This is a genomic window from Raineyella antarctica (assembly GCF_900092135.1).
In the GTDB taxonomy this organism is placed as follows: Bacteria; Actinomycetota; Actinomycetes; order Propionibacteriales; family Propionibacteriaceae; genus Raineyella; species Raineyella antarctica.
Genome location: NZ_FMYF01000009.1, coordinates 114696 through 141456, shown reverse-complemented (window position 1 = coordinate 141456; position 26761 = coordinate 114696). Strand labels below are relative to the sequence as shown.

27 protein-coding genes are annotated in these 26761 nt (G+C 70.6%); 17 read left to right on the top strand and 10 right to left on the bottom strand.

Annotated elements, in window-relative coordinates; translation table 11 throughout:
• Both GA0111570_RS13375 and GA0111570_RS13370 read left to right on the top strand, forming a co-directional pair.
• On the top strand, window positions 1–242 hold a 242-nt coding region (locus GA0111570_RS13375; protein WP_092612216.1), incomplete at its 5' end, for an ATP-binding protein.
• A 156-nt stretch (window positions 243–398) separates the two neighbouring features.
• Complete coding sequence (locus GA0111570_RS13370; protein ID WP_092612213.1) at window positions 399–1007, top strand: metallophosphoesterase; 609 nt, start codon at window positions 399–401, stop codon at window positions 1005–1007.
• 19 nt (window positions 1008–1026) lie between these two features.
• On the opposite strand, the gene GA0111570_RS13365 is transcribed toward GA0111570_RS13370, so the two are convergent.
• From GA0111570_RS13365 to GA0111570_RS13350, 4 genes are all read right to left on the bottom strand, one after another.
• Complete coding sequence (locus GA0111570_RS13365) at window positions 1027–2463, bottom strand: tetratricopeptide repeat protein (RefSeq protein ID WP_092612263.1); 1437 nt, start codon at window positions 2461–2463, stop codon at window positions 1027–1029.
• A gap of 195 nt (window positions 2464–2658) precedes the next feature.
• A complete protein-coding gene (locus GA0111570_RS13360) occupies window positions 2659–3519 on the bottom strand; it encodes a hypothetical protein (protein WP_092612210.1) in 861 nt (286 codons plus the stop codon).
• A gap of 37 nt (window positions 3520–3556) precedes the next feature.
• Window positions 3557–4591 carry a hypothetical protein gene (locus tag GA0111570_RS13355; RefSeq protein WP_092612207.1) on the bottom strand — a complete coding sequence of 345 codons (1035 nt, stop codon included), beginning with the start codon at window positions 4589–4591 and terminating at the stop codon, window positions 3557–3559.
• A gap of 144 nt (window positions 4592–4735) precedes the next feature.
• Window positions 4736–5491: a HEAT repeat domain-containing protein gene (locus GA0111570_RS13350; protein ID WP_092612204.1), complete on the bottom strand. Its 756-nt coding sequence runs from the start codon at window positions 5489–5491 to the stop codon at window positions 4736–4738.
• A 142-nt stretch (window positions 5492–5633) separates the two neighbouring features.
• Between GA0111570_RS13350 and GA0111570_RS13345 the strand changes: the two genes are divergently transcribed.
• From GA0111570_RS13345 to GA0111570_RS13325, 5 genes are all read left to right on the top strand, one after another.
• Entirely contained in the window at window positions 5634–6869 is a 1236-nt protein-coding gene (locus GA0111570_RS13345; RefSeq protein ID WP_092612201.1) for a hypothetical protein, read from the top strand.
• Window positions 6870–7010: 141 nt separating this feature from the next.
• Window positions 7011–8669, top strand: a complete 1659-nt coding sequence (locus GA0111570_RS13340) for a thiamine pyrophosphate-dependent enzyme (protein WP_139283249.1) — start codon at window positions 7011–7013, stop codon at window positions 8667–8669.
• A complete protein-coding gene (locus GA0111570_RS13335) occupies window positions 8656–9363 on the top strand; it encodes a 2-oxoacid:acceptor oxidoreductase family protein (protein WP_092612195.1) in 708 nt (235 codons plus the stop codon). Before GA0111570_RS13340 ends, GA0111570_RS13335 begins: the two co-directional genes overlap by 14 nt.
• Window positions 9353–10663, top strand: a complete 1311-nt coding sequence (locus tag GA0111570_RS13330) for a phenylacetate--CoA ligase family protein (protein ID WP_092612192.1) — start codon at window positions 9353–9355, stop codon at window positions 10661–10663. The genes GA0111570_RS13335 and GA0111570_RS13330 overlap by 11 nt, the downstream gene beginning before the upstream one ends.
• The gene (locus GA0111570_RS13325) at window positions 10656–11144 is read left to right on the top strand and encodes an ACT domain-containing protein (protein WP_139283248.1); all 489 of its coding nucleotides are present in this window, start codon (window positions 10656–10658) and stop codon (window positions 11142–11144) included. The genes GA0111570_RS13330 and GA0111570_RS13325 overlap by 8 nt, the downstream gene beginning before the upstream one ends.
• Before the next feature lie 120 nt (window positions 11145–11264).
• Here the strand turns inward: GA0111570_RS13325 and GA0111570_RS13320 are convergent, their stop codons facing one another.
• The gene (locus tag GA0111570_RS13320; protein WP_092612186.1) at window positions 11265–11687 is read right to left on the bottom strand and encodes a beta/alpha barrel domain-containing protein; all 423 of its coding nucleotides are present in this window, start codon (window positions 11685–11687) and stop codon (window positions 11265–11267) included.
• A gap of 106 nt (window positions 11688–11793) precedes the next feature.
• On the opposite strand from GA0111570_RS13320, the gene GA0111570_RS13315 reads away from it, so the two are divergent.
• The gene (locus GA0111570_RS13315) at window positions 11794–12492 is read left to right on the top strand and encodes a GTP pyrophosphokinase (protein ID WP_092612183.1); all 699 of its coding nucleotides are present in this window, start codon (window positions 11794–11796) and stop codon (window positions 12490–12492) included.
• Window positions 12493–12721: 229 nt separating this feature from the next.
• Here the strand turns inward: GA0111570_RS13315 and GA0111570_RS13310 are convergent, their stop codons facing one another.
• The gene (locus tag GA0111570_RS13310) at window positions 12722–15499 is read right to left on the bottom strand and encodes a PEP/pyruvate-binding domain-containing protein (protein ID WP_175557492.1); all 2778 of its coding nucleotides are present in this window, start codon (window positions 15497–15499) and stop codon (window positions 12722–12724) included.
• A gap of 301 nt (window positions 15500–15800) precedes the next feature.
• Between GA0111570_RS13310 and GA0111570_RS17715 the strand changes: the two genes are divergently transcribed.
• The 3 genes from GA0111570_RS17715 to GA0111570_RS13300 all read left to right on the top strand — a co-directional run bounded on the left by GA0111570_RS17715 (window position 15801) and on the right by GA0111570_RS13300 (window position 18872).
• The gene (locus tag GA0111570_RS17715) at window positions 15801–16181 is read left to right on the top strand and encodes a hypothetical protein (RefSeq protein WP_175557491.1); all 381 of its coding nucleotides are present in this window, start codon (window positions 15801–15803) and stop codon (window positions 16179–16181) included.
• 33 nt (window positions 16182–16214) lie between these two features.
• A complete protein-coding gene (locus GA0111570_RS13305) occupies window positions 16215–16895 on the top strand; it encodes a vWA domain-containing protein (protein WP_092612177.1) in 681 nt (226 codons plus the stop codon).
• A 90-nt stretch (window positions 16896–16985) separates the two neighbouring features.
• Window positions 16986–18872 (top strand): pyruvate kinase, encoded by a 1887-nt coding sequence (locus GA0111570_RS13300; RefSeq protein ID WP_092612174.1) that lies wholly within the window; start codon window positions 16986–16988, stop codon window positions 18870–18872.
• Between the two features lie 12 nt (window positions 18873–18884).
• Here GA0111570_RS13300 and GA0111570_RS18130 read toward each other — a convergent pair whose 3' ends face one another.
• Both GA0111570_RS18130 and GA0111570_RS13290 read right to left on the bottom strand, forming a co-directional pair.
• On the bottom strand, window positions 18885–19319 hold the full coding sequence (locus tag GA0111570_RS18130) for a DUF1653 domain-containing protein (protein ID WP_245703210.1): 435 nt from the start codon (window positions 19317–19319) through the stop codon (window positions 18885–18887).
• Between the two features lie 215 nt (window positions 19320–19534).
• Complete coding sequence (locus GA0111570_RS13290) at window positions 19535–20983, bottom strand: mannitol dehydrogenase family protein (protein ID WP_092612171.1); 1449 nt, start codon at window positions 20981–20983, stop codon at window positions 19535–19537.
• Here GA0111570_RS13290 and GA0111570_RS13285 point away from each other — a divergent pair.
• A complete protein-coding gene (locus GA0111570_RS13285; RefSeq protein WP_092612168.1) occupies window positions 20982–21167 on the top strand; it encodes a hypothetical protein in 186 nt (61 codons plus the stop codon). The two genes, GA0111570_RS13290 and GA0111570_RS13285, sit on opposite strands and share 2 nt — an antisense overlap.
• Here GA0111570_RS13285 and GA0111570_RS18125 read toward each other — a convergent pair.
• Window positions 21160–21810 (bottom strand): LacI family DNA-binding transcriptional regulator, encoded by a 651-nt coding sequence (locus tag GA0111570_RS18125; RefSeq protein ID WP_245703208.1) that lies wholly within the window; start codon window positions 21808–21810, stop codon window positions 21160–21162. The genes GA0111570_RS13285 and GA0111570_RS18125 overlap by 8 nt on opposite strands.
• 45 nt (window positions 21811–21855) lie before the next feature.
• Between GA0111570_RS18125 and GA0111570_RS18120 the strand changes: the two genes are divergently transcribed.
• From GA0111570_RS18120 to GA0111570_RS13270, 3 genes are read left to right on the top strand one after another with little or no spacing between them, the layout of a single operon-like run.
• The gene (locus GA0111570_RS18120) at window positions 21856–22266 is read left to right on the top strand and encodes a beta/alpha barrel domain-containing protein (RefSeq protein WP_245703206.1); all 411 of its coding nucleotides are present in this window, start codon (window positions 21856–21858) and stop codon (window positions 22264–22266) included.
• A 10-nt stretch (window positions 22267–22276) separates the two neighbouring features.
• Window positions 22277–23383, top strand: a complete 1107-nt coding sequence (locus GA0111570_RS13275; protein ID WP_092612165.1) for a sugar kinase — start codon at window positions 22277–22279, stop codon at window positions 23381–23383.
• Window positions 23384–23400: 17 nt separating this feature from the next.
• Complete coding sequence (locus GA0111570_RS13270; RefSeq protein ID WP_092612255.1) at window positions 23401–24981, top strand: UxaA family hydrolase; 1581 nt, start codon at window positions 23401–23403, stop codon at window positions 24979–24981.
• Window positions 24982–25092: 111 nt separating this feature from the next.
• Here GA0111570_RS13270 and GA0111570_RS13265 read toward each other — a convergent pair whose 3' ends face one another.
• A complete protein-coding gene (locus GA0111570_RS13265) occupies window positions 25093–25965 on the bottom strand; it encodes a ketopantoate reductase family protein (protein ID WP_092612163.1) in 873 nt (290 codons plus the stop codon).
• Between the two features lie 409 nt (window positions 25966–26374).
• On the opposite strand from GA0111570_RS13265, the gene GA0111570_RS13260 reads away from it, so the two are divergent.
• The gene (locus tag GA0111570_RS13260) at window positions 26375–26587 is read left to right on the top strand and encodes a heavy-metal-associated domain-containing protein (RefSeq protein WP_092612160.1); all 213 of its coding nucleotides are present in this window, start codon (window positions 26375–26377) and stop codon (window positions 26585–26587) included.
• Window positions 26584–26724: a hypothetical protein gene (locus GA0111570_RS17710; RefSeq protein ID WP_175557489.1), complete on the top strand. Its 141-nt coding sequence runs from the start codon at window positions 26584–26586 to the stop codon at window positions 26722–26724. Before GA0111570_RS13260 ends, GA0111570_RS17710 begins: the two co-directional genes overlap by 4 nt.
• Window positions 26725–26761: the final 37 nt, after the last annotated feature.

Below are 26761 nucleotides of genomic sequence, written 5' to 3'. Positions count from 1 at the left end.
TCGACGAGTGGCTGCTCGACCATCCCGATGAGGGCATGCGCAGCATGCTGCTGGAACTACTTGAACGCCGCTACGACGCCGCCTCAACCGTGTTCTGCACCCAGTACGCGAAGAAGGACTGGCACCAGCGACTCGGCTCCGGAGTCCACGCCGACGCGATCATGGACCGCATCGTCCACAACACCATCTGGGTCGACACCGGCAACCACAACATGCGTGAACACGCCGCCGTGAACCAGTGACAAGACGCCGGTGGGAGCCGGTGGCCCCCACCCCGGCGGCCGCTGGCCCCCACCGGCAATATCACTGGCCCCCAACGGCAAGATCGAGTGGCCTCCAAGCCTTCAAATACTCACTGGGAAAGGATCCGACTATGCCGAGGTTGAGAAGATACTGCTATGAGTACCGAGATCGCGTTCGTGGGAGACGTCCACGGGAACTTGTACGCACTCCTGGGGCTTTGCGACGTCCTCGCCGAACTGGGTGATCCGCACACGGTGTTCCTCGGCGACTACGTCAACAAGGGCGCGCACACTGCCGAGGTGATGCAAGAACTCCTTACCCGCTGGCAAACCGGAGGCGTCACTCTTCTTCGAGGGAATCACGAGGACGCATTGGTCGATGCTCTCGACACTGGCGACCTCAGGAGCTTCCTCAAGATGGGCGGGGCGATGACCATCAGGTCTTACGTCGGGGGCGAGGTGGGACCCGATGTCCTCAAGGATTTCCAGGCCAAGTTCCCCCGTGAGCATCTGGACGCCCTACGGCGCATGCCGGAGACCTTCGAGACAGACGTCTTGATCGCCCAGCACTCACCTGCGAGTACGGCGACGTCCAAGTTCCGGATCAGTGGCCACGTCCCGGTCAGCACGCTGCCACGGATCGGGCAAGACTCGGCGCAGCTGGACACCGGGTGCGGCGCGGAGGACGGGCGTCTCACTGCACTGCTGTGGCCGAGTCTCGACTTCGTCCAGGTCGACGCCCATGGTGCCATCGTGGTCCGCTGAGCGCTGCCGTAGCATTCGCTCATTCCGCCAACTGGTCAAGGACCCACTGCGCCTTCTGCATGCCCACCTCATCCTCGATCGACTTGTTCACATCGAGGCAAGCGCGTGCATGCTCTTCTGCCTCTGGTTTCCTGCCGGCCGCACGACAGCACTGGGCAAGCACCAGCGAGGAGATGGCCTGCCCGTGTCGGTTCGCGATCTGCTGGTTCAAAGCCAGCGCCTTCTGGGCGTGCGGGATGCCCTCCTCCGGTCGACCCTGCCGCAGAAGCACCTGAGCGGCCAGTACCTCGGCATTGGCATGCAGTGCTGTCGGTGGTGTTAGGCGCAGAGTCGAGATCACCTCGTCCGCATACCTTGCCGCGGTCTCCAAGTCACCTGCGCCGATCTCCAGCCTGGCCAGATTGACCAGGGATTGACACACATCCAGGCCGAGCTGGGAAGCACGCCGGTGAACAAGGGCTTCCTCGAAGCAGCGCCGAGCCGATTCCAGATCGCCAGTGTTCTTGTATGCCAGTCCGAGGTCATCGAGGATCTGGCAGCGGACCTTCCGCGCATAGGTGTCACCGGGGTCAGGAAGGAGCGTCAGCGCATGCTGAAGCCGACCGATAGCATCGATCGCGCGGCCCTGCCGGCGCAGCACCCTGGCTTGGGCGGCGAACGCCTGCGCAGCGAGGGGCGAGTACAGATCCGAGGGTCTATTGATGAAGAAGTCGATGGCCCGCTGCGTCGACGCGCTCGCCTCCGCCAGGTCGCCGTGTCGAGCTAGGAACCTGGCATAGGCCAGCTGTTCCAGCGGCCCCCCAAGAACAGCCGCCTCCTCGAGTGCCGCTCGTCCCGCCTCAGCCTGACCCAGCTCAACCAACTTCTCGCCCTGCAGTCTGAGATTCGCTGCCCTGAGCACGTCAGCACCAGACGAAGGCAGAAGATCAACGTGCCTCGGTACCTTGGCACCCGCCAATTCCGCCCAGACCTTGAGGCGCCCCGACAGCTTCTCCTTCAGCTCGCGGAGGTCAGCGATGGATTCATACATCATGGAGTGGCTCTGGGACATCTGCTCCCTGAGCTCCACGATCCGGTGATCCGGCGAGGGATGATCGAGAAACGCCACCCACACGTCCCGCATCGGCTGCTCTGACTGGCCAAGTTCGAGCAAACCAGTAAACAGCTCCTCCTCGGTGCCAGAGGTATATCCCCACGGACCGCCCGGCTCGCTACCCCACGAGCCCTTGAACAGTGTGACCAAGAAGTGGCTCTCACTGATCAGCTCATCTATCGCCTCTTGCGGCCGCCGGGCCGTTCCTCGAACACGGTCCCACCCGACAACTTCGTAGCGCACATGGCTCACGCCAGCACTTCGCGCGTTGAACTCATCCACACAACGCCTTACCACCTCACGCTCGTCCTTGAGGTCTCCAGGCGAGGCCAGGAAGATGCGCAGCGGAAGTACGTCGGCCATGAGCTGAACGATATCCACTGAACCGCGGGGGCCTGCGCGTGAACCATCCAGACGAGGCCGCAGTCACTGATGTGTTCCGCATCACATAGCGCCGAAGAAGCTCACCATGGTCACGATCTGGGGAACAACCGCAGAGCGTAAAGGGCACTCCCTCCCCCGTACGCCCCGCCACCTGGCTGCCCGGTACCGGCGCGGTCAGCGGCCCCGGTCCTGGGTCCGGCCGCGGGACCGCTCCCCGCCACGCCCACCCGTCGTCTTCGCGCGAACCTTGCCGACGTGGCGGGCGTGGTCGATCTCGGCAAGGACGGGGAAGCCTTCCTCGACTACTTCCTGTACCGCCCGCGCCTGCTGCACCACGGCCTCGTCGCCGACCTGGTGGGCGCGCTCCGACAGGTCGTCGCCCAGCTCGCGGTCCCCCAGCTGCCGGGACCACTCATCCAGCGCCCGATCCAGATCATCCAACGAGCGCCCGTCCGCGCGGTCGGCCACCGCCTCCTCACGGCGAGCCGTCACCTCGGCGCCCGAAGCTACATCCGATTGAGGTTCCAGCCCCTCCCGCCCACGGTCCGGATCGTCGGAGGCCACCAGGGCATCTGCGGCGTTCTCGGCCCGGTCCGCCCGCGCCTGCTCCCCATCCCTGTCCCGTAGCTCTGCCATGGCCTCGGTGTAGCCCAGGACCGCTGCCTGCATCCACCCATCCGCATCGGCATACCGGGCACGGGCCTCACGCACCAGATGCTCCTGCGCGACCCGGGCGACCGGATCCACCCCCGCCATCGCATGCGCCGTCACCAACGCCGCGCCGAAACGACGCTGGACGTCGGCTTCCTTGCCGTTGAACCAGGTGGGTTCGTGGACGCCGCCGTAGACCCGGCGGGCCGCGCCGATCTCCTCTCTCGTGGCCTGCTCCAACGCCTTGCGGGTCGTCGCTTCGCGCTCCACCTGCAAGCGGTCGGTGTTCGCGCGGATCCGCGCCACCCTTTCGGCCACCTGGCCTGCGACCGTGATCCCGGTCCGCAGGATCCGATCCAACTCCTGGTCGATTTCCTCACTCATTTTTGATCCCTTCGATGTGTCCGGTACGGCGCTGCGCCTACCGGTCCTGTTCCGCACCAGGAAGGCGCGGCAACACCCTGCCCGCAGCCGTGCCCGCAGCCCTGTCCGCCACTCGTGCCGGGGGCGCCTGCCCGGCGCCGAGGCCGGCCAGCACCTGGCTCGCCCGGCTGCGCAGATAGCTGGCATCCTCCAGTTGACGGCGCGCGACATCGGCCTCCGCCAACGCCTCCACGGTCCGGCCCAGCTGGTCCAACACCGCGGTCCAGCCCGCCACGTCATCGGAGCTACCTGCCTGGGCGATCAACCGGGCCGCACGCGCCAAACCCGAGTGCACCGGTTGGACGGTGCTGGCACCCTTCTTGGTGCCGCGGGCTTCGCGCAGGACCGCGTCCGTGGCGCGCATCCAGGGTCCACGGCCCGCCGGCTCGACCCGCTGCGCGACCAGCGCCAACAGGCCCGCCACATCCCTGGCGACGCTGCGGCGCACACCCTCCTCCCCCAGCCCCGGCAGGGTGCCGGTGGTGAACCGGGCGACCTCCCGCGCCGCACCGGCCAGCGCCTCGTGCTCGCGCCCCTCCACGCCCTTCTGTTGGTTCGGGGCGGGCGTAGCCCCGGTATAGGTGGCCCACGTCGCAGCAGCCAACGCCGCCGCCTCCGGCGAATCCACATACCGCACCCGCACGTTCGGCAACGTCAGGCTCTTGTGGACCTTCCCCGCCGCATGCCAGAACGGCGCCCTCCCGGACTCGGGGCGCAGCGCCACCGAATACCCCACCACCACATCCGACGTACCCGCCGCGTAACGGGGCCGGGTCAACACCCCCGCCCGCCACAACGCCTGCACATACCCCGCCTCCGACCCCGCCTGCGTCGCCGCGCCCAACATCAGCCTGCGCAGCTTCTCCACATCGGTCTCGGCCACCACACGCTTCCCGTCCTGGCCGATCGTGGTGGCCCGTTGCGCATCAACCATCGAATACGCCGCGAAATCACGCTGCGCGGCGGCCTCCCCCACCGGGGCGAAGCCGTACTTCTTCTCGATCGCGCGGCGCGCGTCCTGGGAACGCTGCACCGAGCGAAAATTCGATGCCGCGTGCGTGATTCAGCTGACCTACAAACGCGGGGGTATCGGCCGAGCCCACTGGGAGGCGTCCCACACCGTGTCGCGGGGTTCGTAGAACATCTGCTAGGCCGGTCTACCCCCAGCCAGCGCCGCTCAGCGCCTCCGCAGCAGCCGCCCCGCGACGTACGACAACTCCAGGTCGTCCCCCGCGGCCAGTTCCTCCAGCAGCCCGGTGGTCCGCTCCGGGTCGAGGCTGCTCAACGCGCAGAGCATCGCCAGCCGGACGTCCGGCTCGGGGTCGGCCAGGTGTTCGGCCAGGACGGGGATCGCCAGATCCGCCTCGGGAGTGCCGAGGTCGGACAACGTGTCTGCGACATGGATCCGTACGATCGGGTCGGGATCCGCCAGCGCCGCGACCAGCGGCTCGACGGTCCACTCGGACAGCGCGATGAGCGCATCGGTCAGCGCGTCGCGGACCGTGGCATCGCCCTGGCCGAGCCGGGCGAGGAGCGCGGGGACGACCTCGGCGCTCCCGGTGGACGCCGCCGCACGGTAGGCCTTGACCGCCACCTGGGGGTCGTCGTCGGCGATCACCGGGATGATCGGCCGGACCACTGTCTCCCCGCCGATCTTGCTCAGCACGTGCGCGGCCTGCGCCCGCACCGGCCCATGGGCGCTGTAGAGCTGCACCCGCAGGGCATCCATCACCCGGTCGGCGTGCTGTACCGCGGCCCAGGTGATCATCTCCTTGACGGCCGGATCGGCCTCGGTACCCAGGCGGGCGACGAGTACGGCTGCAGCCTCCGGATCCTCGCAGGTGCCGAGTTCCATCGCGGCGCGCAACCGGACGTTCTCGTCCTTGTGGGAGAGGCGTTGGATCAGGATGCGGGTCGAGGGACGGTTGGTCATGGGTCCTCCTCTGCCGAGGTTCCGGCGGATGCACCGAGGGTAGGCGGCGGGTCAATCCCCGCCGGCGCCGAGATGGGAGGAACCTGAGACCGCCACGCCTGCATTTGGGAGCCGTCCGGCGGCCTGTCGTACGTTGATAACGATGTCATTACAACTCGACCCGAGCCAGGCGCTGATCCGCCGACCGGGCGCCGACCCGGCCCAGAGCCGGCCGCGCCTCGTCGGCGATCGGCGTCGCGCCACGCTGTGGTCGGTGCTGGTCGGATGGTTGATCCTCTGGGCGGTGGTGAGCGCCTACCACGGGCTGTACTCGTGGCACTACTTCCGCACCGGCGGGTCGGCGCTGCTGGACCCCTCTTCGCACGGGGGCCTGCACGTCTTCGCCGCCCACCCGGAGCTCCAGATGGGTCCACTCACCCTCCTGGTGTCCGCCCTCGTCGTCGCGGTCGTCGGTTCGGCCGGGAGCGGTTGGGTCGGGGCAGCCCTGATGCTGATGCTCGGCCTGCTCGACCTGTGGTTCCTCTGGCAGGCTGGAGCGGCCCATGCGGAGCGTACGGACCGCCCTGACCGTACGGTCGTCGGCCCGAGAGCCCACGACGGTCCGCCGGGCCGCGTCGTCGCCCTGGCCGGTGCCTTCATGTTGCCGGTGTGGTCGGTGGTGGCGGTGCACTACGGGCACCTGGACGACGTACTGGCGATGAGCCTGGTCTGTGCCGGCCTGCTGCAGGCGACCCGCGGCCGCTCGTGGTCGGCGCTGGTCCTGCTGGCCCTGGCGACGGCGGCCAAGCCGTGGGCCCTGCCGATGATGCTGATCGCGTGGGGCGGGCGCGAGGGCCGGCTGCGTCGGGCCGTGGTGGGGATCGTCGCGGTGGCCCTGCCCTGGCTGGTCTTCGTGATCGCTGACCCGCGGACGCTCTCGGTCGGTTCGTTCACCATCCACACCGAGGTCGACTCGGTGCTGCGGGTGCTCGGCGCGACGGATCCGACCACCCCACCGTGGGACCGTCCCGCGCAGCTGCTGCTCGGTGTCCTGATCGCCTGGCTGTGCGCGCGCTACGGGCGCATCGGCTGGATCCCGCTGGCCGTGATGGCGACCCGGCTCGTCCTCGACCCGGGCACCTACCTCTACTACACGAGCAGCCTGGCGCTGGCCGCGGTCGCGGCCGACCTGGTCGGTCGTCGGGGCGCGCGTGTGCCGTGGCTGACCATCGCCGTGACCGCCTGGTTCGTGGTCGACCTGGTCCTGAAACTCCAGCTGCGCTTCGCCCTTGCCGGTCTGTACCGGTCCGCGTTCCTGCTGACGCTGCTGGGCATCGTCGCTGCTACGCCGGTCCGCCTGGCCCTGCGGGCGCGGTCGGAGCCCGGCCCGACCGCCTGAGCAGCGCGCCACAGCAGCGGTCCCGCACGCGCGGCGGATCCTAGCCCGCCCCGCAGACGACCGACCAACGGACCTCGTAGTACGTACGGAGTAGCAGCCGCGTAGATTGGCCGCGACCGACCGCAACGAGAGGCTGTCGACGTGGCAACGAAGCTACTGATGTCAGGCAACGAGGCAATCGCCCTGGGCGCGTACGAGGCGGGTGTCGCCCTGGGGTGCGGCTATCCCGGGACCCCGTCCACCGAGATCATCGAGACCCTGGTCCGGCGCCCGGACGTATACACCGAGTGGTCGGTGAACGAGAAGGTAGCCCTGGAGGTCGGCCTCGGGGCGGCCCTGGCCGGGGGTCGGGCCCTGGTCACGATGAAGCATGTCGGGCTCAACGTGGCCGCCGACCCGCTCTTCACCTCCGCGTACACAGGGGTGAATGCCGGGCTGGTCGTCGTGACCGCCGACGACCCCTCGATGCACTCCTCGCAGAACGAGCAGGACAACCGCAACTACGCGCTGGCGGCCAAGCTGCCGATGTTCGAGCCCTCCGATGCCCGTGAGGCGCGCGAGCTGACCCGGGCCGCGTTCGAGCTGTCGGAGGCGTACGACACCCCGGTACTGCTGCGCTCGACCACCCGGCTGTCGCACGCCACCGGCGTGGTGGAGGTCGACGAGGACGCCCCGGCCCCGCAGCGCCATCCGCTCGGCTTCGAGCGGCAACCCGCCAAGTACGTGATGATCCCGAGCAACGCCAAGCGCCGCCGGGTCGACGTCGAGGACCGCTGGGCGCGGCTGCGCGAGGCCGTGGAGACCCATCCGGCCAACCGGGTCGAGCCCGGCAGCTCCGACATCGGGGTGATCACCTCCGGCGTGCCGTACGAGTACGTCAGGGAGGTGCTCCCCGACGCGGGCGTGCTCAAGTTGGGGATCGTGCATCCGCTGCCGCGGCGCCTGGTCGAGGACTTCGCCCGGCAGTACCGGACGGTGTACGTGGTCGAGGAGCTCGACCCGGTGATCGAGACCCAGGTCCGGGCCTGGGGCATCGCCTGCCACGGCAAGGACGTGTTCCCCAGCATCGGGGAGTTCAGCCCGGGCACGCTACGGGCCGCGCTCGGCCTGCCTCAACCGGAGACCATCGCCGAGCCCGCCGTCGAGGTGCCCCCGCGCTTCCCGGCGCTGTGCGTCGGTTGCCCGCACGGGCACGTCTACAACGCCCTGCGCGAGCGCGGGATGGTCGTCTCCGGCGACATCGGCTGCTACAGCCTCGGCGTCATGCCGCCGTACAGCGCGATGGACACCCTGCTCGACATGGGCGCATCGGTGACGATGGCCCACGGCATGGACGCGGTACTGCAGGGCCAGCCGGACCGACCACCGGTCGCGGCGGTGATCGGGGACTCGACCTTCGCCCACTCCGGCCTGACCGGGCTGCTGAATGCCTGCTGGAACCAGCGCGACGGCCTGTTCATCGTGCTCGACAACGGCACCACGGCGATGACCGGCGGCCAGCCCAACCCGCTGAGCGGGGAACGGCTCGGCCGCGAGGACACCATGCACCTGGACTACGGCTACCTGGCCCGGGCCTTCGGAATCCCGGAGGAGAACTTCGCCGCGGTCGACGCCAACAACCGCAAGGCCGTCACCGCGGCGATCGACGACCTGGCCGGCCGCTCCGGCGTACGGCTGCTCGCGGTGATCGGCATGTGCATCATCGAGGCCAAGGACCTGAAGAAGATCGACAAGTTCGTCGGCAAGCGCGATGCCCGCAAGCTGGAGCTGATCGAGGTGGACGCCCATGCCCACGCCTGACCCGGTCCGCGGGACCGTGAACGAGAACGTGCCGGGCGGGCAGCCGGTGGGCGACAAGGTCTGGAACGTGCTGCTGGTCGGCGTCGGCGGCCAGGGCGTCGTGCTGGCCAGCGACATCCTCGCCGCCGCGGCCCTGGAAGCCGGCTGGGACGTCAAGAAGTCCGAGATCCACGGGATGTCCCAACGCGGCGGCTCGGTGTTCAGCCACGTACGCTTCGGCCCGATCGTGCACTCCCCCACGATCCCCCGCGGGGAGGTCGACGTGCTGGCCTCGCTGGAGCGGATCGAGGCGCTGCGCTGGTCCGGCTGGGCCCATCCCGGCGCGGCGGTCTGCTACGTCGACCACGAGATCCACCCCCAAGGCGTACGGGCGTACAACCCGGGCGTCGACGACGAGATCGCCCGGCTGTTCGGGACCACGATCCGGTTCGAGGACCACGCGCTGAAGTCCAGGATCTCGGCCAAGGTGAAGAACACCGCCCTGCTCGGGGCGATCTCGCTGCTGGTCCCGATACCGCAGCAGGCGTTCCTGGCCGCGCTGGCCGGGCACGTGCCTGCCCGGACCGAGGAGGCCAACGCGACCGCGTTCGCCATCGGCCGGGAGATCGGCTCGTCGGCGCTGGCCGAGGCGACCGAGATGGCGGAGATGGCCGGGCGGCCGGCCCCCGAGCAGGAGCCGACGCATGTGGAATGACGCCGCCCAGCGCCTGCCCCGTACGAAGCTGCGGGAGCTGCAGCTGGTCCGGCTGCAGGCCCAGGTCGCCCGGATCGATGACCGGGTCCCGTACTACCGCGAGCGGATGGCCCAGGCCGGCGTGCTGCCCGAAGAGATCAAGTCGCTTGAGGACCTTGTCCGGCTGCCCTTCACCTCCAAGGCGCAGCTGCGCGAGGGGTTTCCGTTCGGGCTGAGCGCGGTGCCGCGCTCGGAGCTGGTCGAGGTGCACATGTCCTCGGGCAGCACCGGCAAGCCGGTCGTGGACGGCTACACCCGCGGGGACCTCGAGCTGTGGGGCGACCTGATGGGCCGCACCCTTGACATGGGCGGGGTCGGCCCCGACGACGTCGTGCAGAACTCGTTCGGCTACGGCCTGTTCACCGGCGGCTTCGGCGTGCACTACGGCGCCGGGACGATCGGGGCGCTCGTCTTGCCGATCTCCTCGGGCAACACCCGCCGGCAACTGGAGACGATGCGCGACTTCGGCACCACCACCCTGGCCGGCACCCCCTCCTACGCGCTCTACCTGGCCGAGTACGCCCGCGACCATGGCATCGACCCCCGCTCCCTCGGGCTGCGCAAGGGCTTCTTCGGGGCCGAGCCGTGGAGTGAGGCGATGCGCCACCAGATCGAGGAGGACTGGGGCATCGAGGCCTTCGACATCTACGGGCTGACCGAGATCATCGGCCCTGGCGTCGGCGCCGAGTGCCCCGAACACGACGGCCTGCACGTCTACGAGGACCACTTCTACCCGGAGGTGGTGGACCCCGAGACCGGCGTCCCGGTGCCCGACGGGACCGAGGGCGAGCTGGTGCTGACCACGCTGACCCGGCAGGGGACGCCGCTGCTGCGCTACCGGACCCGCGACGTCACCTACCTGATCGACGAGCCCTGCCGCTGCGGTCGTACGTCACGGCGGATCCACCGGCTGATGGGCAGGACCGACGACATGCTGATCATCCGGGGGGTGAACATCTTCCCCCAGCAGGTGGAGGAGGTGCTGCTGCGGATCCAGGGGGTCGCGCCGCACTACCAGCTGGTGGTGGACCGCCATGGCAGCATGGACACCCTCGAGGTGGAAGTCGAGATGACCGTCGACTGCTTCTCCGACGACGTCGCGGACATCCTGGCGCTGGAACGCCGGATCGAGGCCGAGCTGCGGTCGGCGCTGGGCATCCAGGCCACCTGCGTGCTGGTCAACCCGAAGACCGTCGACCGCGCCACGACTGGGAAGGCGGTTCGTACGATCGACCGCCGGGAGGTGAGAACGCATGTCTGAGCAACAGTTGGAGGAGTCGCCGGCTGGTGAGGCACGGCCCGCAGGGACTGGGGCCGGGGAGTCGCCGGTCGACGAGCACATCGTGGAGCTGGGGCAGGTCTCGGTGTTCCTGGAGAACCGTCCGGGCAACCTGTCGGCGGTGGCGCGGGTGCTGGCGGACGCAGGCACCAACCTGCGCGCGCTGACCATCGCCGAGACCGCCCGCTTCGGCATCGCCCGGCTGATCGCCGACGACACCGACCGGGCCCTGGCCGCGCTGCACGAGGCCGGGTTCACGGCCCGGGTGGACAAGGTGTTCGGCATCCAGGTGCCGGACCGGCCGGGCGGGCTGGCCGACCTGCTGCAGGTGTTCGATGGCAATGTCAGCGTGGAGTACATGTACGCCGACCTCAAGGGCGCCGGCACCAACTCGCTGCTGATCATGAAACTGGAGCCGGTCGACGTGGCAATGGAGATCCTGGCCGACGCCGGACTCTACTGAGCGCGGCCCGTCAGCCGACCAGCAAGGTCCCTCCGTCATGGGCCCGGACGGCCGCCACGAAGGCCGCCAGCCGCCGGGGGCTCTTCCGGTGGCCCGGGCCGGGCTCCTCCACCCCGGTGATCACGTAGGGGTGGCCACCGTGCCGTCGGCCGCGCGCAGGCGCAGGGTGCCCATCACCCGGACGTCGTGGTCGTGCAACATCCTGACGAGGCGGTCCATGTGCAGGGACGAGGCGGCCGAGGACGGGGCCGGGGACCCGGTCTGCCGGGTCGGCGCCGGCAGGGGGACGGCGTGCAGGTGCACGATGTCCGGCGCGAGCCGGCGGGTGATCCGCAGCACCAGGTCGGGGTCGTCACCGACCACCACGACCCGCTCGACGCCCGCAGGCAGCCCGGCCAGGAGCACCTCCGCCTCGTCGAGCCGTACGCCCCACGGCACCTTGCCCGGGAAGTCGACGACCAGGCCCACCGCGTCGACGCCCAGGCCGGCGCACAGCGCGATGTCCTCCGGAACGGTGACCCCGCTGGTCGTGATCCACGTCATCGCAGCCCTCCTCCCCGGCAACGAGGGGCCGGACGCTGGCAGGCTACCGCTGGTCGAGGTGCCCCGACAGGCGGACGGGACGGGTCTGCGGCCTACGCTGGAAGGCATGGTCGACGACATTGATCCGGACGACCCGGACGAGGACGGTTTCGCCGCGTACGAACGGCTCGTCTCCCAGGGAAGCGAGCTGTCCCGGGTCCTGCTGACCTACCAGGCCGGCATCGACGAGGTGATGACGAAGCTGACCATCCTGCGCCGCGAGTACGCCCATTCGTTCGACTACAACCCGATCGAGCACCTCACGGCCCGGCTCAAGTCCCCGGCCAGCATCATCGCCAAGGCCCGGCGCCGCCAGGTCGAGCCGACCGTGGAGGGGGTGCGCGAGGCGATCACCGACATCGCCGGGGTCCGGGTGGTGACGTCCTTCAAGAGCGACGTCTACCGGGTCCGCGACGTACTGTGCTCTCAGGACGACCTGACCGTGCTGAAGGTGAAGGACTACGTCGCCCAGCCCAAGCCGAACGGCTACCGCAGCCTGCACGTCATCCTGGAGGTGCCGGTGTTCCTGACCGACCGGATCGCCCGGGTCCCGGTCGAGGTGCAGTTCCGTACGATCGCGATGGACTTCTGGGCCGCGCTGGAGCACAAGATCTACTACAAGTTCGACCGTACGGTGCCCGACGAACTGCTCGACGGCCTCTACAGCACGGCCGTGACCTCGGCGAAGCTCGACGACGACATGGAGCTGCTGCACCGGCGGATCCGCGGCGGGGAACCCCGGCCCGTGGAGGCATCGCCTCGGTGACCGCGGCTTCTGATGATCCGACCCTCATTTCGCCCTGATCCCGCCGCTGGGCACGTGGCCGCGTCCAGGTTGGCCGACGTTCCTCGCAGGGGCCGACGTTCCTCCCAGGGGACGACGGCGCGCGGCTTCACCGATGGGATTTCGTCGGTGTACGTGGGGGGCGTCGCGGTACGTGACCGTCCTGGCACCGGCGTGCCAGCGCCGGCCTCGGCCACTCATTCGGAAGACATCACCCCAGCACCTCGATCAAGCCGCTGCTGCCGTCAAGCCGGATCAGTTGCCCGGTGACCAGCCGGGTGGTCGCCTCGTGCACGCCCACCACCGCCGGGATGCCGTACTCGCGGGCGATCACCGACCCGTGCGTCATCATCCCGCCGACCTCGGTCACCAGCCCGGCCGCGGCGAGGAACAGCGGGGTCCAGGCCGGGTCGGTGCCCGGGCAGACCAGGATCTCCCCCGGCTCCAGGCGCGCTGTGGCCGGGTCGAACACCACCCGTACCCGACCCTCGGCGACCCCCGGCGAGACCGGGCTGCCGACAATGCCGCCCGCGCCGTCGCCCAGTCCCTCGTACCAGGTGTGTCCATCGCCGCCGACCAGCCGCGGCACCTGGGTGCGTCGGGCCTCCTGCTCACCGGCAGCCCGGCGCGCGGCGATCCGGGCGCGCAGGTCGGTCCCGGGTACTGACGGCTCGGTTCGGGACGGCTCGGTTCCGGACTTCCCGGATCCGGACTTCCCGGATCCGGACGACTCGGACCCCGCTGCTTCGGACCGGGAAGCCGCGAGCTCCCGCAGCTCCCGGAACGACAGGAACATCACATCATCGGGCCGCTCGATCACCCCCAGCTCGACCAGGTCCGCGCCGGAGGCCACCAGCCCGGCCCGGATGTGCCCCAGGACCCGGACCAGCGCGAACTTCGGCACCTCGCGGGCGCCCAGCAGGATCCGCAACCGGCTCGCGACGAACCAGACCAGCGCCGGGGGCACCGCGCTGCCGTGGGAGGCCAGCAGGGCGATGATGCCTTCGACAGCTTCCCTGCTCGCGCCGATCCCCGCCGCGTACGCCGCCACCGGGGAGACCGCAGGGTCCATCTGCAGGTAGGAACGCAACGTCGCGAACACCTGGGCCGGCTCGTCGCGCCAGCGCGGGGCACCCATGTCGATCTCGGCGACGCCGCGCATCCCGAACGTGGCCAGGAAGTCGGCAACAGCGGAGCTGACCGACTCAGGGAGCCGGCCCGCGGCGTAACGGTCGGCGAGTTCGGCCGCGTCCGCCTCCTCGAACAGGGCCACGGCCTGCGGGTCGTGCCGGATCGTGTCCGCCACGTGCCACATGGCCAGGTCCATCTCCGTGGTCGGGTTGCCGGGCATCGAGCGCATCGTCGCCATCACCAGCGCGTCGGCTTCGGGGCCGGCCGCACGACCGATCCGGTGCAGGACGGCCAGCAGCATCCCTGCCGGGCCCATCACCGGCGCGAATTGACCGAACGCCCGCGCCAGCCCGACCAGCAACGAGGACTCCGCAGCATCGACCCGGCGGGACAGGCGTGCGTACGGATCGGCCTCGGCGGTGGCCTCGCGCTGGGCATCCCCGGCGGCGGTGACCATGGACTCGATCGCGCGGTCGAAGCGGCGGCGCCGGACGGCCGGGGCCACCAGGCTGAGCGGCAGTCCCGCCAGGACACGCCCCACGAACCTCAGCACCGGTTGCATCGACCGCGGGCCGACCGTACGCGGCGAGATCCGAGCGGCGGGCAGACCCTGCTCCTGTCGCAGGCGCCTGATGATCGCGCCCGTGCCCGGCTCGCCGATGGCCAGCATGGTCGGCACCAGGCGGGCGCCGACCGGGTGGCGCAGCAGTCCGTCCAGGCGTACCCAGAGCCTCTCGCCGACGACCGCGATGAATCCCTGCTGCTCAGGGTCGGAGGGCCGGCCACGGAAGACCACGGCCGCACCGGACGCGAGCCGGATCAGGGCCTCCCTGCCGACCGGGGTGATCGGTCGCAGCATGCCCTGGAACGCACCGAACGAGAACCACAACGCCTCGGCACCACCCGGAGGCAGGGGAAACAGCGAGGTGATGGCGCGGGTCTGCAGGACGTGCAGCTCGCCGTCGACCAGTGCCCACTCGATGTCCTGGGGGTTGTCGTACTCGTCCTGGATCCGGCGGCCGAGCGCGGCGAGGTCGGCGACCTGGGCGTCGGTAAGGACGTACGTGCGCGCGGCGGCCTGCTCGGGGGTGACGGTGGTGGTGCCGCCGCCGGGGGCCGGGACCGTGACGAGGGCCTTCGCACCCAGGGTCCGGGACAGGATCGTGCCGTCGGCCGCCACCTCCCAGTGGTCGGGCTCGGCCTGGCCGGAGACCAGTGACTCCCCCAGTCCGGGGACGGCGTCGATCACGGTGCGGGAGCGGATGCCGGTGAGCGGGTCGGCGGTGAACAGCACGCCACTGGCCTGCGGCGCGAGGAGTTCCTGGACCACCACGGCCAGCGCGACGTCGGAGTCGGCGATGGCGTTGCGCAGCCGGTAGCCGATCGCCCGGGCGGTCCACAGGCTCGACCAGCAGTCGACGACCGCCCCGAGCAGTTGCTCGGCGCCTATCACGTTCAGGTAGGTGTCCTGCTGGCCGGCGAAGGAGAGGTCCGGCAGGTCCTCCGCGGTCGCCGAGGAGCGCACGGCCAACGGGGTGCTCCCCCGGCTCGCGGCGGCCGCCAGGATCGCGGTGCGGACCTCGGGCGGCATCGCTCCGGCGCCGAAGGCACTTCGGATCGTGGTGGAGGCGGCCTCCAGGGCGGCCGCGTCGCCGGGGTCAATGCCCGCGGTGGCCCGGGCGATCACCTCGGCCAGGCCATGGGCGCCGACATGGGCCGTGTAGGCGTCGGTGGTGACCACGAACCCGGGCGGTACCCGGAAGCCCGCGCGGGTGAGGCGGATCAGGTTGAGGCCCTTGCCGCCGACCGAGCCGAGGGTGGCAGCGGCGGCGTCGAGAGGCAAGGTGAGGGGTGCCATGGGACGAGGATCCCACTGCGGCCCGCGGGCGCGGGGGCGGGGGTTGGCCCGGCCCCGAAGCCGGAGGGATCCGAGAGTGGGCGATGAGCCGAATCTGACGCCCCATTTCTCGGTCGGCCCCGCTGCGCCGCGCCGATCCACGGTTCTGCGCGGTTCCCTTCCGGGCCGGTGGCCGAGGGCGTGCGTGGAGCGTCGGATTCGGCTCACGAACCTCTGGCTTCCGCACCCCCAGCGTGCAATACTTGAGCATGTGCAGAACTTGCACACCTGGACAGACCTGATGTGGCGGCAAGGAGGTCGCATGAAACAGGACAATCCCCTCGCGCGGTCGGTGGAGAGCGCCCGCCTACTCCTGGACCGGATCGACACCGACCAGCCCACCCTCGACGACGTCACGCGACTCACCGAGGCCGGCGAACACCTGACCAGCGCACTCAACGAAGCGATGGCCGCCGTGGCGCTGTCCGGCGCCTCGATCCGCCAGGTCGCAGCGGCCGCTCGCATCGCCCCCAACTCGGTCGGCCCCCGGCTCGCAGCCTCGGCACCCCTCGAGGGCTACGTCGAGGAGGGCCGGGTGAGCGGTGAGTCCCTGTCCCGTGCCCGCTACGACGCCAGCCGCAGCAACAACTCCAAATCGCGTCCGCTGCGCTTCAGTACCCGCAAGCCCGACGACCTGTCCTGACGGACCCCCACCCACTGATCCGAGGAGCTCCCCATGACCGACAACAGCCTCACCTACATCGCCGCGGTCCTGGACCGCTCGGGCTCGATGCAATCGATGGCCCATGCCGTCACCCAGGGTTTCGATGACTTCATCGCCGAGCAGCGGGGCGTCCCCGGCCGCTGCCTGGTATCCCTGGCCCAGTTCGACAACGAGTACCAGGAGGTCTTCCGCGACCTGCCGGTGGACCAGGTACCCCCGCTCGATCTGGTGCCGCGCGGCACCACCGCCCTCTACGACGCCATCGGCCGTACCGTCACCACTGTCGGGGAGCGGCTCGCCGCCCTGCCCGAGGACCAGCGCCCGGGCTCGGTCATCGTGCCGATCATGACCGACGGCTACGAGAACGCCTCCACCGAGTGGACCGCCGCCGGGATCAAGGACCTGATCACCCAGCAGGAGAGCCAGTACAGCTGGGTCTTCCTGTTCATGGGGACCAACCAGGACGCCGTCGAGGAGGGCGCCAAGATGGGCGTACGCCGCGAGCGCTCCATCACGTTCGACAACGACCGCTCCGCGGAGGCCTACCGCGCCACCTCCCAGGTCGTCGCTGGCATGCGTTCGGCCGTCATGACGGGTTCCCCGATGGCGGCCCCGGCCTACAGCGCGGACCACCGCGTCCGGGCGAGCCGCCGGGCCCGCAAGCAGATGGAGGCGGGTGAGCAGGAGGTCTGAGGGCCGGCCGCGGCCGACCACCGCGGATGGGGCAGGCATCACAGTCCCCGTCTGCGGACCGCGGCGGCCGTGCCTTCCTAGACTGGGGCCATGCCTCCTCCCCCGTCGATCTCCGACCTCGCCGACCGCCTCGAATCCCTGCGCGACAGCATCGTCAGCACCAGCACGGACGAGGCCATCGCGCTCCAGCAGGTCCACCCCCGCAACGTCGCCAGCGCCGACAACCTGCTCGACTACCTCGCGTTGAGGTCCTCCGACCTCCGCGACCTCCAGTCCGACCTGGCCCACCACGGCCTGTCCTCCCTCGGCCGCGCCGAGGCCCACGTCGAGGCCACCCTCCAGGGCGTCTGCCGGGCAGCCAACGCGCTCGCCGGCCTCCCCGAGCCCCGGTTCGACCCGCCGATGGTCAGCTTCGACGAGGGCCCGGCCCAGCTGGAGACGAATGCCGAGCTCCTGTTCGGCCCCCGTCCCCCGCACCGGACCGCACGGATCATGGTCACCCTCCCGCCGGAGGGCGCCACCGACGCCGGCATCGTCGCGGAGTTCGCCGGGGCCGGGGCCTCGGTCTTCCGGATCAACTCCGCCCACGACGGACCGCAGGCCTGGGCGGCGATGGTCGGGCACGTACGGGCCGCCGAGGCGCGGACGGGCCGGCGCCTGGTGGTCGTCGTCGACCTGGCCGGCCCGAAGCTGCGCACCGGACCGATCGCACCGGGACCGAAGGTGGTCAAGTTCAAGCCGCAACGCGACGCGCTGGGGCGTACGACTGTGCCGGCCGAGGTCGTCCTGGTCGCCGGGGCCCCGGGCGAGCCGACAGCCCCGGGCGACACGACAGCCCCGAGCGTGGCGGATGATCCGAGCGAGCCGCGCCACTCGGCCCCCGGGACCGAATCGCTCCCAGCCGGCCCCCTGCCGGTCACCGATCGCGCCTGGCTTGCCAGGCGTGCCGTCGGCGACGTGGTCGAATTCGTGGACTCGCGGGGGTCGCACCGGACCCTGACGGTCCGCGGCACCCATGGTTCCCGGGTGGAGTGCGTGCTCACCGATACCGCCTACTTCGTCCCTGGCCTGGCGCTCCAGGTGGCCGACGACCGTACGACCGTGGCCGACCTGCCGGCGACGGTGCAGCGGCTGCGGATCCACCCGGGCGACCACCTCAGGCTGGTCGCCGACCTCACGCCGGCCGATCCTTCGGCGACACCGCCGACCATCGGTTGCACGCTGCCGGAGGCGTTCCGGGACACCGCCGTCGGCGACCGCGTCTGGCTGGACGATGGGAAGATCGGCGGCCGGATCATCGCCACCGACGACGTGGCGCTCGAGATCGAGGTCACCTCGATCGCCGCGCAGGGCGCCTGGCTCGGGGCGGAGAAGGGCATCAACCTGCCCGACACCGACCTGGACCTGGCGGCGCTGACCGAGGAGGACCGCGCGGTGCTGCCGTTCGTCGTGGCGCACGCGGACGCCGTCGACCTGTCGTTCGTCCGTACGGCCGCCGACGTGGCGGACCTGCGCGATGAGCTGGACCGGCTCGGCCGGCCGGACTTCCCGGTCATCGTCAAGCTCGAGACGATGACCGGCTTCCGCAACCTGCCCGACATCCTGCTGGCCGGCATGGCGTCCCCGCACCTGGGCGTGATGATCGCCCGGGGCGACCTGGCGGTCGAGGGCGGCTACGCACGGATGGGCGAGATCCAGGAGGAGATCATGTGGATCTGCGAGGCCTCGCATGTGCCGGTCGTGTGGGCCACGCAGGTGCTCGAGGACCTGGCCAAGACGGGCACGCCGGCCCGGGCCGAGGTGACCGATGCGGCGATGTCGGGGCGCGCCGAGTGCGTGATGCTCAACAAGGGACCGCACATCCCGACGGCGATCCGCTTCCTGGACGCGATCCTGACCCGGATGGAGGGCCACCAGGACAAGAAGAGTTCGCTGCTTCGCCGGTTGCGGCTGAGCGCCCGGGGCAGCGAGTTGTGAGCCCGGGGCGCCTCAGGACAGCGGAGCCACGTACGCGAACCGGGGCACCTCGATCCCGTCGACCAGCACCGTCTCGTTGAACATCGCCCAGGGGCGCACCCAGGTCGAGAAGTCCCCGTACAGGCAGCGGTAGACGGCCATCAGCTCGCGGGTCTCGGAGTGCGTGGCCACCTCGAGCAGCCAGTAGAAGCTGCCCTTGTAGTGCCGGTACACCCCAGGGACCGGAGCGTCCGCGGAAGATCGGTCGGAGGAGAGTCGATCGGCGGCGGCCGCCACCTCCAGCGCACTCTGCCAGCCGAGGACGTCCGCCAGGGCGAGTTCCAGGGGGCCCCGCGTGCCGGGCTCCTCGGCGACGATCAACCAGGTGCCCGCGTCGTCCCGGGCACCCGTGACCCGGAGGCGGTGCCAGCCGACCTGCCCGTCCTTGTCGCGGTACCGGATCCTCACCGTTGCACTGTCCACCGCCCCAGACTGGCCCGTCCGGGTCCATACGTCCACCCGGGGCTGCGCAGCGGATCCGTCGGGCCCGGACAGGGACCCTCGGTTCTTGATCCTCCGTGCCAGACAACGGGTGATCAAGAACCGAGGGCGCTCCCATGACGGGCAATCAAGACCCGAGGGCGCCCCAAGACGCGCGATCAAGGACCGAGCGCGCCGCCCGATCAGCGCAGCAACCGCGCCACGTCCTCGACGAGCTCGCCGCGCACCGCGTCGTTCCCGGGCAGGTCGTCACCGAACACCTCGTGCACGTCGAGCAGCCTGTCGACGACCCTGGCGGGGTCCGAACAGCCCCGGACCTCGGACTCCAGCCGGTCCGCGAGCGGGTCGTCGATCGGGAGGGCCAGACCGCCGGCACCCTCAGCGGACGCGAGGTAGGCCATCCAGGCCGCGACACCGAGCAGCGCGGCGTGGGGCTGTCGCCCGAGGGCGAGGTTGTCGCGGACGGTCCCGAGCAGCCGCAGGGGCACTTTCTGGGTGCCGTCCATGGCGATCTGGGTCGTGCGGTGTGCGAGGGCAGGGTTCGCGAACCGCTCCAGCACCGAGGCACCGTACGCCTCCAGGTCCTCCCCGTCGGGGCGCTTGAGCACCGGGATCACGTCGTCGGCGATCAGCGCGCGGGCAATCCCCACCAGCTCAGGGTCCGTGACCGACTCAGCGATCGTCCGATGGCCGCGCAGCGCGCCGAGATAGGCCAGGGTCGAGTGGGTGCCGTTGAGGATCCGCAGCTTCATCGCCTCGTACGGGGCGACGTCCTGGGTGAACTGCGCGCCGGCGAGTTCCCACGCCGGCCGCTCGCCGCTGAACCTGTCCTCGATCACCCACTGCTTGAACAGCTCAGCGGTGACCAGTCCCTCGTCGCCCAGTCCGAGGACCTGCCGGCCGAGCTCGCGGTCATCGGGGGTGGTCGCCGGAACGATCCGGTCGACCATGGTGCACGGGAAGGTGACGTGGGACTCGATCCAGTCCCGCAGGTCGCCCCCTTGGGGCATGGCGTCGCAGAAGTCGAGCACAAGCCGGCGCAGAACGGTCCCGTTGTCTGTCAGGTTGTCGCAGCAGACGACGGTGAGCGGCAGGTCGCACCCCTCCGCGCGGGCCTGCAGGCCGCGGACCAGGCGCCCGACCGCGCTGGCCGGCCGGCCACCGGCCAGGTCTGCGGCGACGATCGGGTCGGCGACGTCGAGGCGACCATCGGCGTCGCGGCGGTAGCCCTTCTCGGTCACGGTGAGGGTGACGATCCGGGTCGAGGGGGCGGCGATCCTGGCCAGCACCGCATCCAGCTCCTCGGCGGGGAAGAGCACCTCGCGTACGCTGCCGACGACCTTGACGCCGGTGTGCCCGACGGCCCGCTCCAGCACGCCGTAGAGGCCGTCCTGGGGGGCGAGCTGGCGTTTCACCGCGTCCGAGCGCTGGGTCACCCCGCAGATCCCCCATCGGTCGTCACCGGTGGCCGCGTACGCGTCCTGGGTGAAGACGGCCTGGTGGGCCCGGTGGAAGGCCCCGATGCCGAAGTGGACGATGCCGATGTCCTGGCTCGACCATCCCGAGGGTGGGAGGGTGGCGCCCTCGCGGGCGGCCAGGGTTGACAGGGCGGCTCTGCCGAGTCGATCCATGGTGATCTCGATTCTGGAACTCGTGGGTGTGGTGGGACGGGTGGGCATGACGGAACTCGTGGGTCTGGCGGAACTCGCGGGCATGACGGAACTCGCGGGCGCGGTGGAAGCCGCGGGCATGGTGGAACTCGTGTGGGTGTGGTCGTCCTCCGGCGCGGCCGACGCGGACCGGGATGTCAGCTGAGCGGGACGCCCAGCGGTAGGGGTGCCGTCGTCGACGCGGGCGCCGCGGGCGGGCGTGCGGTGGTCCGGCGGAAGACCAGGTGGGTGTCGAGGCGCGGCGCCTCGGCCTGGGCGCCGGCGAGCCGGGCGAGCAGGAACTCGACCGCGGCTCGACCGGCCTCCTCCCGAGGCATGTGGACAGTGGTCAGGGCGGGCGTGAACATCTCGGAGAACTCGATGTCGTCCCAGCCGATCACGCTGAGGTCCTGCGGGATCGAGACGCCGTACGCCAGCAACCGTCCGACCAGGCCCAGCGCCATCACGTCGTTGTAGACCATCACCGCGGTGACGCCGGCGACCAGCACGTCATCGGCGGCCCGGCGGCCGCCGTCGAAGGACGGCTCGTAGTGGCCGACCAGGACCACCTCCAGACCCTGCGCGGCGAACTCCTCCGCGAGGGCGGACTCCCGGTCCCGGTTGCTGAAGCTGTGCTCGGGGCCGGCGACGTACGCCACGCGCCGGTGACCCAGGGCGCGCAGGTGGGACGCCGCCTCCTGGACGCCCTCGCGGGAGTCGAAGGTCACGGCCGGCAGCGCCGGGTGCGTACGGTTCACCAGCACGACCGGGCACAGCGTCCGGACCCGCTCCAGCTCGTCCGGGGACATCCGGCTCGAGCACAGGATGATGGCGTCCGTACGCTGCGAGAGCAGGTGGAGCAGGCGGCCGAGGCCGGCGCCACGTTCATCGTCAGCCCGGGACTGGACGCCGCCATCGTCGACCGTGCCCGCAGGCTCGGCCTCGACATCCTGCCGGGCGCCGCCACCCCGACGGAGATCATGCTCGCGCTCTCCCTGGGCCTGACCACGGCGAAGTTCTTCCCGGCCGGCGTGTACGGCGGCCCCGCAGCGATCAAGGCGCTGTCGGCCCCGTTCGGGACACTTGCGTTCGTCCCGACCGGCGGGGTCGGCCCGGACAACCTGGCCGACTACCTGGCACTGGCCTGCGTCCCCGCCGTCGGCGGCTCGTGGATGGTGCCGCCCGCAGCCATCGCCGCCGGCGACTTCGCCGGCATCGCCGAACTCACCCGCAGCGCGGTCGATGCCGCCTGCGCCACCGTCTGAGGAGGACACCATGAACCAGGAACTGACCATCCGCCCCGCAGCGGACTGTCGCTACGACGCCGTCTCCCTCGGCGAGGTGATGCTGCGCTTGGACCCGGGCGAGGGACGGATCCGCTCGGCCCGCTCCTTCACCGCCTGGGAGGGCGGCGGGGAGTACAACGTGATCCGCGGCCTGCGCAAGGTGTTCGGGCTCCGCACCGCAACGGTGACGTCCCTGGTCGACAACGAGGTCGGCCACCTTGTCGAGGAACTGATGATGGCCGGGGGCGTGGACACCTCCCTGATCCACTGGGTCGAGTCCGACAGCGTCGGACGACGGGTCCGCAACGGGCTGAACTTCACCGAGCGCGGGTTCGGGGTCCGCGGCGCCGTGGGCGTCTCCGACCGCGGGCACACCGCGATCTCCCGACTCGCGCCCGAGGACGTCGACTGGGACCACCTGTTCGGTGACCTCGGCGTGCGCTGGCTGCACACCGGCGGCATCTACGCGGCGCTCTCGGAGCGGGCCGCCGAGACGACCCGGGCGGCCCTGGTCGCCGCCCGCCGGTACGACACCGTCGTGTCGTACGACCTCAACTACCGCCCCAGCCTGTGGAGGTCCATCGGCGGACAGGCCCGGGCCCAGGAGGTCAACCGCGAGCTGGCGCAGTACGTCGACGTGATGATCGGCAACGAGGAGGACTTCACCGCCGCGCTCGGCTTCGAGGTCGAGGGGACCAGCTCCGACCTCACCGACCTCCAGGTCGACCACTTCGCCGCGATGATCGACCGGGTCGCCGCGGAGTACCCGAACTTCGGCGTGATCGCCACCACCATGCGTGGCGTACGGTCGGCGACGGTGAACGACTGGGGTGCGATCGCCTGGGGCCGGGACAGCGGTCTCGTCCAGGCCACCCAGCGCGACGACCTGGAGATCCTCGACCGGGTCGGCGGTGGCGACTCCTTCGCCTCCGGGCTGATCTACGGCCTGCTCAGCGGTGCCGGCCTGCAGACCGCCGTCGACTACGGTGCCGCCCACGGTGCCCTGGCGATGACGACACCGGGCGACACCTCGATGGCGACGCTCCTCGAGGTCGTCAAGGTGGCCGGGGGCGGCAGCGCCCGGGTGGACCGATGAAGAGCCCGGGTGGACCGATGAACACGGCAACAGGGCAGCCGCTGAGCCCGGCAGCCGGGCACTCCCCCGCCGCGCTGCACGTCCTCGACCACGACGACACGGTCGCCATCGCGCTGCGTGACCTCCCGGCCGGCAAACGGATCAGCACCCCGGACGGCCGCATCCTGGTCATCACCGGTGACGTCCCGCAGGGCCACAAGGTCGCCCTGGCCGACGTGTCCGTCGGGTCGGTCGTACGCAAGTACGCGCACGTGATCGGCGTCGCCACGGCGCCGATCACGGCGGGCGACCACGTCCACAGCCACAACCTGGCCTTCAGCGCCCACGAGGGGAGCTCTGCCGACGATGCGGCAGGCGAGCCGCTGGGCCCGCTCGAACTGCCCGACCGGCGTACGTTCCTGGGCATCCGGCGCAGCGACGGATCAGTGGGCACCCGGAACTTCATCGCCGTGCTCAGCTCGGTGAACTGCTCGGCCACGGTCTGCCGGACCATCGCGGCGCGGGCGGAGGCCTCCGGGCTGCTGGACGAGTTCCCGGGCCTCGACGGCGTGGTGGCCCTGACCCACGACCAGGGCTGCGGGCACGTGGCCCAGGGCCAGGGGTTGGCGATGCTGCGGCGTACGCTCGCCGGCTACGCCCAGCACCCGAACATCGGTGGGGTGGTGATGATCGGGCTCGGCTGCCAGATGAACCAGATGGAGCACCTCCTCGAGGGCATCACCTTCCGTCCCGAGGTCCCGGTCGTCTCCTTCACCGTGCAGGAGCAGGGCGGCACCAAGCGCGCCATCGCTCGCGGGCTGGAGGCCGTCCGGGAGATGGCTCCCACGGTCACCGACGTCACCCGGGTCGAGGTACCGGTGTCCGAGCTGGTGGTGGGACTGAACTGCGGCGGCTCCGACGCCTGGTCCGCGGTGACCGCCAACCCCGCGCTCGGCCACGCCTCGGATCTGATCGTCGCCCAGGGTGGTCGTACCGTGCTGGCCGAGACCCCGGAGATCTACGGCGCCGAGGACCTGCTGGTCCGCCGAGCGGCCAGCCCTGCCGTGGCGAGGGACCTGCTCGACGTCATCGGGTGGTGGGAGGAGTACACGGCCGCGGACGGCGGCGGATCCATGGACAACAACCCGTCGCCGGGCAACAAGGCCGGAGGCATCACCACCATCCTGGAGAAGTCGCTCGGATCGGTCGCCAAGGGCGGACACGCGCCGCTCATGGCGGTCCATCGCTACGCGGAGCCGATCTCGGCCCGGGGCTTCTCCTTCATGGACACCCCCGGCTACGACCCGGTATCGGTGACCGGGCTGATCGCCGGGGGCTGCACAATGGTGTGCTTCACCACCGGTCGTGGATCGGCCATCGGCACCCGCCCGGCTCCGACGCTGAAGCTGTCGACCACCAGCGACCTGTTCCGGCGAATGGGCGACGACATGGACCTGGACTGCGGCTCCATCGTCGAGCAGGGCCGCTCGATCGAGTCGGTCGGGCTGGACATCTACCACCGGATCCTCGACGTGGCCTCAGGAACACCCACCAAGAGCGAGGAGCTTGGGTACGGCGACAACGAGTTCGTGCCCTGGCACGTGGGGGCCGTCACCTGAGCGCGGTGGCCGGCTGAGGCAAGGGACCCTCGGTTCTTGATCCCCCGTGCGAGACAACGGGAAATCAAGAACCGAGGGCGCTCCCATGACGGGCGATCCAGGACTTCCGAATCAGCCGAGCGGCCTGCGCCCGACCCGCTCTCGGATCTCCCGCACCACCCGCTCCAGCGCCGGCGTCGCGATCCCGTACGTACGCCCCAGCTCCACCAGGGCATCCCCGAGCTGGCGCAGCTCCCCCTCGGTGCCCCGGCGCAGGTCGGTGGCGAGCGAGCTCAGCGCGCCCGGACCGGGGAGCAACCCGTCGAGGGTCGCCGGGTCGGTCGGCAGGCCGTCGGCGGTGGCCACGGCGGCGACCTCTGTGAGCAGCTGCGCCACCAGCGCCGAGTCGCGGCGACGGGCCGTGGGAACATCGCCGTCCACCCAGGAGGTGAGCAGCGCGAACGGCGCCAGCCGGCGGTACTTGGTCCACAGCACCTCCCGCTCGGTGCCGTGCACGGCGACCGACACACCGGCCCCGGCCAGCGCGCGCGGCGCCTGCCAGAAGGCGGCGTTGGAGGGGACGGTGACCGCGATCCCGTTGGTCGTGACGGTGATCACCCCGGCCTCGTCGCGGGCGGACAGCACCGAGGCGAAGCCGCAGGCGACCCGGGGACCGGGCAGGGCCGCGTGGACCCGGTCGGAATGCGTGACCCCGTTGAGCAGGCAGAGCACCTCACTCGGCCGGGCGGCGGCGATACCGGGCAGCACGGCGTCCAGACCGTACTCCTTGACCGTGATCAGGACGATCGACCCCTCGGGCACCTCGGTGGCCACCGGCGGACGGACGTGCAGGTCGCCGTACGTACGTGACCGGATCCGCAGCCCCTCCGCGGCGACCCGCGCCGCGCTTCCCGGCCGCAGCACGACTGTGACGTCCTCCCCCGCCGTCACCAGCAGGGCGGCCAGCAGCCCGCCCACTCCCCCGGCACCCACCACGCTGATCATCGCTCTCCCGTCGTCCCGGGAAGGCTAGCGAGTTCGCGGGCGGATGGGGCACCTATGCGACCCACAACGTCCGGAGGCGACGTCCGGAGGCGACTCCGGGACCGGCCTCGCGGGCCCCCTGGGCGCCGAATCTGTGGACAGGCCCGGGCGCCGAATCTGTGGAGAGGTGGGCCGACGGGGCGTACCCGGCCCCCGGCGACCCCTTAGGTACGCCGTTTCTACGGATAGACCAACAGATACGGCGCACCCAAGGCGCGGACGCCAGCCCGGACGCCTTGGTCGAGTGTCGAGGCCGAACCGTGGAGGCCGACCGTCCGACTTGTCTGCAACAACTTGATCCAGATACCCCCAAGGGGTATAACTCAAAGGGTCGGATACCCCCACCGGGTACCCAGGAAAGGATTCCACGATGACGACGACCCAGTACCAGGTGACCGGCATGACCTGTGGCCACTGCGAGATGTCGGTTCGCGAAGAGGTCACCGAGATCCCCGGCGTCGACTCCGTGCAGGTCAGCCACCAGACCGGCGAGCTCATCGTCACGACGTCCGCCCCGGTCGACGACGCCGCGGTGATCGCCGCCGTCGAGGAGGCCGGATACCAGGCTACGAGGTCGGAATGAGCGCCGCGCCCCGGCTCGCCCTCTACGGGCTGGTGCTGGTGGCGGTGTTCCTGGTCGCGTACGTGGCTGGTGGCCTGCTGGTTCCCGAGCACGTCGTAGCCGCCTGGTCCGCCGCCGTGCCGACCGCCGCCCACTGACCTCCACGCCGGCTCCCGCCCACTGACCCCCACCCCC

Excerpts from the sequence above, each read along its gene's own strand:
- GA0111570_RS13265 (WP_092612163.1), bottom strand. The coding sequence starts at position 25,965 with ATGATCAGCGTGGTGGGTGCCGGGGGAGTGGGCGGGCTGCTGGCCGCC.
- GA0111570_RS13305 (WP_092612177.1), top strand. The coding sequence starts at position 16,215 with ATGACCGACAACAGCCTCACCTACATCGCCGCGGTCCTGGACCGCTCG.
- GA0111570_RS17715 (WP_175557491.1), top strand. The coding sequence starts at position 15,801 with ATGAAACAGGACAATCCCCTCGCGCGGTCGGTGGAGAGCGCCCGCCTA.
- GA0111570_RS18125 (WP_245703208.1), bottom strand. The coding sequence starts at position 21,810 with ATGTCCCCGGACGAGCTGGAGCGGGTCCGGACGCTGTGCCCGGTCGTG.
- GA0111570_RS13360 (WP_092612210.1), bottom strand. The coding sequence starts at position 3,519 with ATGAGTGAGGAAATCGACCAGGAGTTGGATCGGATCCTGCGGACCGGG.
- GA0111570_RS13335 (WP_092612195.1), top strand. The coding sequence starts at position 8,656 with ATGCCCACGCCTGACCCGGTCCGCGGGACCGTGAACGAGAACGTGCCG.
- GA0111570_RS13275 (WP_092612165.1), top strand. The coding sequence starts at position 22,277 with ATGAACCAGGAACTGACCATCCGCCCCGCAGCGGACTGTCGCTACGAC.
- GA0111570_RS13300 (WP_092612174.1), top strand. The coding sequence starts at position 16,986 with ATGCCTCCTCCCCCGTCGATCTCCGACCTCGCCGACCGCCTCGAATCC.
- GA0111570_RS13285 (WP_092612168.1), top strand. The coding sequence starts at position 20,982 with ATGGTGATCTCGATTCTGGAACTCGTGGGTGTGGTGGGACGGGTGGGC.
- GA0111570_RS13315 (WP_092612183.1), top strand. The coding sequence starts at position 11,794 with ATGGTCGACGACATTGATCCGGACGACCCGGACGAGGACGGTTTCGCC.
- GA0111570_RS13290 (WP_092612171.1), bottom strand. The coding sequence starts at position 20,983 with ATGGATCGACTCGGCAGAGCCGCCCTGTCAACCCTGGCCGCCCGCGAG.
- GA0111570_RS13320 (WP_092612186.1), bottom strand. The coding sequence starts at position 11,687 with ATGACGTGGATCACGACCAGCGGGGTCACCGTTCCGGAGGACATCGCG.
- GA0111570_RS13370 (WP_092612213.1), top strand. The coding sequence starts at position 399 with ATGAGTACCGAGATCGCGTTCGTGGGAGACGTCCACGGGAACTTGTAC.
- GA0111570_RS13270 (WP_092612255.1), top strand. The coding sequence starts at position 23,401 with ATGAACACGGCAACAGGGCAGCCGCTGAGCCCGGCAGCCGGGCACTCC.
- GA0111570_RS17710 (WP_175557489.1), top strand. The coding sequence starts at position 26,584 with ATGAGCGCCGCGCCCCGGCTCGCCCTCTACGGGCTGGTGCTGGTGGCG.
- GA0111570_RS13330 (WP_092612192.1), top strand. The coding sequence starts at position 9,353 with ATGTGGAATGACGCCGCCCAGCGCCTGCCCCGTACGAAGCTGCGGGAG.
- GA0111570_RS13260 (WP_092612160.1), top strand. The coding sequence starts at position 26,375 with ATGACGACGACCCAGTACCAGGTGACCGGCATGACCTGTGGCCACTGC.
- GA0111570_RS13310 (WP_175557492.1), bottom strand. The coding sequence starts at position 15,499 with ATGGCACCCCTCACCTTGCCTCTCGACGCCGCCGCTGCCACCCTCGGC.
- GA0111570_RS13345 (WP_092612201.1), top strand. The coding sequence starts at position 5,634 with ATGTCATTACAACTCGACCCGAGCCAGGCGCTGATCCGCCGACCGGGC.
- GA0111570_RS13350 (WP_092612204.1), bottom strand. The coding sequence starts at position 5,491 with ATGACCAACCGTCCCTCGACCCGCATCCTGATCCAACGCCTCTCCCAC.
- GA0111570_RS13365 (WP_092612263.1), bottom strand. The coding sequence starts at position 2,463 with ATGGCCGACGTACTTCCGCTGCGCATCTTCCTGGCCTCGCCTGGAGAC.
- GA0111570_RS13325 (WP_139283248.1), top strand. The coding sequence starts at position 10,656 with ATGTCTGAGCAACAGTTGGAGGAGTCGCCGGCTGGTGAGGCACGGCCC.